Below are 4666 nucleotides of genomic sequence, written 5' to 3' on the forward strand. Positions count from 1 at the left end.
GGCGTGAAGAAGATTGTTAACGCTTTGGCTCTTTCTTTTCTCTTCACATCACGGAGTAACTCCCATAAAGGGGAGTAACGCCTTAGACCTAGGCAGAACCCTCGCAGGGCGGGGAGTAGGTCAGAAGCCCTCTTTTCTTGTTTTGCACCGTTAGGTCTCTACCCTTTAGCGGGCCTAAGATCTGGCCCCTTTCCTTGACTGTAGCCCGACCTCAGTCCCTTTGCCCATTGACGCAGAGCGACCATTGCGCTAACCGCTAACGTCGTGCCCAACGCTACCCCTGAGTCCAACTGAAGGGGGAATAGGTTGGAGTAAACCCCGTAAGCCATTGTAGCTGAACCCAAAGTAGCTAACGCTACGTCTACAACGCTTATCCCATTAATCCTCCTCGAGAATAGAGGATACACGGCTGAGACAATAAGGTGGGAAACGAAAAGCGTAACGAGCGATATCTCCGTCGTTAGGTAGTACAACGGTAAGAGCTGTCCCGTAATGCCGCCCACCAAGTTCCAAGCAAAGAAGAACAGGAAGACAATTGCCACTGACTTAAACATGTCCCTCGATACTAGAGTATACGTTAGCCTAGAGAGGGCAACGTACGCGGCTACTGCTGAGCCTAGCAGGCTGTTCACAGTAAACGCCAGGAATACGGTCGAAAAGGGAGCACCGAACACTTGCGCAGAGATGTAGTAGCCGGGGAACTGTGTTTCGTTAAGCAACGATATTACGCCTGCGTTGGCGTAACCAACGAAAGCTACCTCGTAGAAGGAGGCGAAGACCACGGCAACGGCAGCTATGGCAAACGCAAGCAAGTAGGACGTGCCAACTGTTTTTCCCTTTCCCTTTGCCTCGTATCCAAGAAAGAAGGACGCCCCTCCTCCCGCCAGGGTGAAGGCAACGGCCATGGCACCTGCGACGAAGTCAGGCGTCGGCACCGTGAACGTGAAGGCCGAGTAAGAGAACCCCCTTAGCTCGAATACCTTTACGCCTAGTGCAACTATAAGGAGGACCTCCGCGCTCGACGTTACTAGCGAATAGTAAAGTGGGGGCTGTACTCCGGAGATCACCAAGAGAAAGAGAAGGACAGGCAGGATCACCTCAATTGCTGACAGCTCCGTTTGACTCGCGCCCACAAGGACTGGGATCACCGAGCTAACTAGATACGTCGTTACGGAGGACAAGTAGGTGGCGTAACTTATCCAGTAAAGCCACCCAGCAATGCTACCTACTAGCTCACCACCTCCCTGCCTGGCGAACTCGTAAGTACCCCCCGTGGAAGCTATGACCTTTGAGTACCTATAGCCTATTATTACCCACACTAGGTAGACAAGAGAGCCAAGTATTGCGGAGAGCCCAGTTGAGGCCAAGGAATACGTCATGGCGAAAGTCAAGTAGGCCGAGACGGAGCCCAGCGGTGCTATCGAGCTAAGGGATTGGGCGATCACAAGGTACTTTGGGATGGAGTCCTCCTTGGGCTCCAACTTCTTGGATAGGCTAACCATATAACCCGTTTAGGGGGTCATATATAAAGCTTCTTCAGAAACTTCCAGAGGACAACTGGTACTATTACTAAGAACGCAGTTATCACGCCAAGAACTACCATGTGGAAGTAATAAAGGACGAGCCCCATGTAATAGCCGGCGTATATACTGTAAAATATTAAGGTATCAGAGAACCTTGGCCTCTTTATCAAGACGAAGGTTATTAGGGCAGTAGTAATGATGAAACCTCCTGCCAATGCCGGGATCAACACGTTCATGAGGAAAAATATATAATTTAAAAAATAAAAACTTTCTTTATACTAATCGTGATACGGAAAGCCTTTTGAGTGGGCGCGACATTTGACTAGTAATGCTGAGGTTTACCGTATACCTACTTGGTTCTTCCATAGCACTGGCTCTGGGAGGCTTTCTGCTGTTTGGTAAGGTGCCCTTGCTGTTAACCGCAGGTACTTTAGTCGTAGTAGTGGTCCTCTTTCTCCTCGCTATCGCCGTAGAGAAAAGTAAGGACAAGAGGTTGATTAAAGCGGGCGTGATCCTAGCAATTCTGGGCATAATTACGTCGTCGAGTTCCTCTGCCCACCAAGAGGCTTTGGCGCAATTTGGGAAGGGCGCATATTTAACAGAGATAGATGTGCTAATGGTACTCGGGTTCTACGTTTTCCCCTTAGCGTACATAGTGGACTGGGCCTTCTTGTCCAGAAGATCGAAAGTTTGATAAGTTGAGGTCAAGCAATGATATAGTGTGAAGGTAATAGACCCGGAAGCAAGAGTAGCGGACTTGATCGGGCTCTTAAATGTACTCAAGAACACCTTTGGAGGAAAGACGGATCTCTACCAGCTGGAGAAGGAAATGGAGGTGGACCTTGACGACCTCATGCCGATAGTCTACACCGCAAATTACTTGGGTTTCGTTACCATAGGGGAAGGGGACATAATCATCACGGACAAGGGCATAGAGTTCCTCCAGTCCAACATCAGGAAGAGGAAGGAGATTCTGAAGGAGAGCGTCTCCAGCGTCGAGCCCTTCGCCACTGCTAAGGAACTAAAGGTGTTCAGCCTCGAGGAACTTAAGGAGGCCTTAGAGAAAAAGGGTGTGGAAATCTACAACAGCCCAGAGGGGCTTTACGACCTGCAGATCACGCTCTTGGAGTGGGGCATATATTCGGGCTTCATATCTAGGTACGGGGACGAAAAGTTCAAGGTAAACGTTGAATAAAAGCCTTTGCGATAAGGCGTAATCCAAGTATATTTTTTAAAGTAGAGATACATAACCAATTTATGCAGGACTTTCAAAAAGAACCCGTAGTGCACTACACGGAAGAGGCTGACGTGTTCAGGACTAAGGTCTTCGGGATTCAAGACGGGCTAATAGGGGTGGGGAGCATAGCCATAGGAGCCGCAGGATACTCCAACAACCCCATGGTTGTACTTGTAACTGGGCTGATAGCTACAATTGCCCAGGCTTTCTCCATGGGCATTGGAGAGTACATATCCACCAGGGTCAGGAACCAAGTGATCCTCAACGAGATTAAGAAGGAGAAATATGAGATAGAGAACTTCCCAGAGAAAGAGAGGATGGAATTAGTAGGCTTCTATCTAAAGAAGGGCATGAGCAAGGAGGACGCGGAGAGGATAGCGGACATAATCATGAAGGACAAAAAGGCCACCCTAAACGAGATGTTAATGAACGAGCTGAAGATGTTCCCAGAGGAGTTCGAGAAACCTACAAAGTTGGGCTTCCTAATGGCTGCTTACTTAATAGTGGGTGGCCTCCTACCTCTAATACCTTTCATGGTGAGCGTGTTCTTCAAGGTCGACTTCTACTATGCTCTCTTCTCCTCCATTGCTTTGATCTTAATAACCTTGGGGACGTTTGGGGCTATGACCACAAAGTTCACTGGTCTAGGCAAAGGCAGGGGAGCGTTAGAGCAAATAGGCACTGGACTCATAGCACTTGTGGGCAGCTACGTAGGAGGGTTAGTACTAGCCCACTTCTTCCCAGTTAGCTATCTACCCTGAGCAGTTGGGCCAAGTTCCTAGGTATCCTAGCTGGTTTATTTTCCTCCTTAAACAGCTCCCTCCTCCTCGCCTCCAGGATTAGGGGCTCCACGTTCAAGTACTCTGCTGCAGTTATTACTCTGGCGTTTACCTCTCTCGCCTCTTCGTAGAGCCTCGATAGAACTTGCCTGTAGTTCTGATCCCTCAGCACGTGGTGGTCCACTATCATGGTGTCGAGACCCTCCTTCACTATCTTCTCCATGTTGTACAAGGACTTATTGAGGTCCTCCTCGGTTAGGGCGTAGCCCAACAAGTAACTAAGGGGACCGTCAATAATGAGGACGTTGGGTTTGACCCTCAGCGTAAACTCCAAGTGGGAGTCCCTTGGGGCCCCTTCAATGTCCGAGGTCACTAGCAGTGTTTGGTCGCCGTCGCTTATTGCAACCTGCACTACGTAGCCCAATCTCTCATCTGCACCGTGCGGTACAGCGTTGGAGAAGGTTATCTTGGTATTCCCTATTCTAACTTCTTTACCCTCTGCGACTTCCAAGGAGATGGGTAGGTCCTTTATTGCCCTCAAGAACTTAGGTGCCCTCACTCTCTTTTGGCTTGTGTTTATCATGTTGTTGGGATCCTTTATGAAGACCTTTTTTCCCTTGTATATCTCCTTTGGTATAACGTACCCGGGATCGTGATGGTCGTAGTGGTAGTGGGTGACTATGATCATGTCAGCCACTTTTGCCTTGTCCACTATGACCTTGGCCAATTCACTCAGCTTATTAACCTCCCTTTGGTGAGGGGGTAAGCCGAACCTCCTAGGCGCAAGGGAAACGGCAGGATCTATGAGTATCCTAACGTCTTTGGTCTCAACAAAGGTAGCTTGAGACCTAACGCCGAGGCTCTCGAAGGCTAAAGGTACTATTTCCACATGGTAATTAATTGTTCAAGGTTAATAAAAGAACTACAAACCTCGCCTGGCGGGGTAAAAGTCTTAAACAACAAAGACAATTTCCTTTTATGACGCTTTCTTTGGCGAACTAAAGATGAGGAGCCCCGATTACTCCCGCAATTCCGGAAGCGTCAAAACCGCAGTTGTGAGGCTCTTCCCTAGTGGGTAAACAGAGGAAATTGAGGAAGTTGGCAGACGCAACAGCAAAGCTGTGGAA

6 protein-coding genes are annotated in these 4666 nt (G+C 48.9%); 3 read left to right on the forward strand and 3 right to left on the reverse strand.

Translation table 11 applies throughout. The annotated features are described in order from the left end of the window. Positions 1-158: 158 nt before the first annotated feature. Both MPF33_11165 and MPF33_11170 read right to left on the reverse strand, forming a co-directional pair. Positions 159-1502 (reverse strand): amino acid permease, encoded by a 1344-nt coding sequence (locus tag MPF33_11165; protein ID MCI2415780.1) that lies wholly within the window; start codon positions 1500-1502, stop codon positions 159-161. Positions 1503-1519: 17 nt separating this feature from the next. After that, positions 1520-1759 (reverse strand): hypothetical protein, encoded by a 240-nt coding sequence (locus MPF33_11170; GenBank protein ID MCI2415781.1) that lies wholly within the window; start codon positions 1757-1759, stop codon positions 1520-1522. Positions 1760-1851: 92 nt separating this feature from the next. Here MPF33_11170 and MPF33_11175 point away from each other — a divergent pair, with 92 nt between their 5' ends. The 3 genes from MPF33_11175 (at position 1852) to MPF33_11185 (ending at position 3521) form a co-directional block, all read left to right on the forward strand. Continuing rightward, positions 1852-2217: a hypothetical protein gene (locus tag MPF33_11175; GenBank protein MCI2415782.1), complete on the forward strand. Its 366-nt coding sequence runs from the start codon at positions 1852-1854 to the stop codon at positions 2215-2217. A 27-nt stretch (positions 2218-2244) separates the two neighbouring features. Further along, positions 2245-2718, forward strand: coding sequence for an AAA-associated domain-containing protein (locus MPF33_11180; protein ID MCI2415783.1), 474 nt, complete (start codon positions 2245-2247; stop codon positions 2716-2718). Between the two features lie 62 nt (positions 2719-2780). Further along, positions 2781-3521, forward strand: coding sequence for a VIT1/CCC1 transporter family protein (locus MPF33_11185; protein MCI2415784.1), 741 nt, complete (start codon positions 2781-2783; stop codon positions 3519-3521). On the opposite strand, the gene MPF33_11190 is transcribed toward MPF33_11185, so the two are convergent. Continuing rightward, positions 3505-4428, reverse strand: coding sequence for an MBL fold metallo-hydrolase (locus MPF33_11190; protein ID MCI2415785.1), 924 nt, complete (start codon positions 4426-4428; stop codon positions 3505-3507). The genes MPF33_11185 and MPF33_11190 overlap by 17 nt on opposite strands. Positions 4429-4666: the final 238 nt, after the last annotated feature.

The organism is Candidatus Aramenus sp. CH1 (genome assembly GCA_022678445.1).
GTDB lineage: Archaea > Thermoproteota > Thermoprotei_A > Sulfolobales > Sulfolobaceae > Aramenus.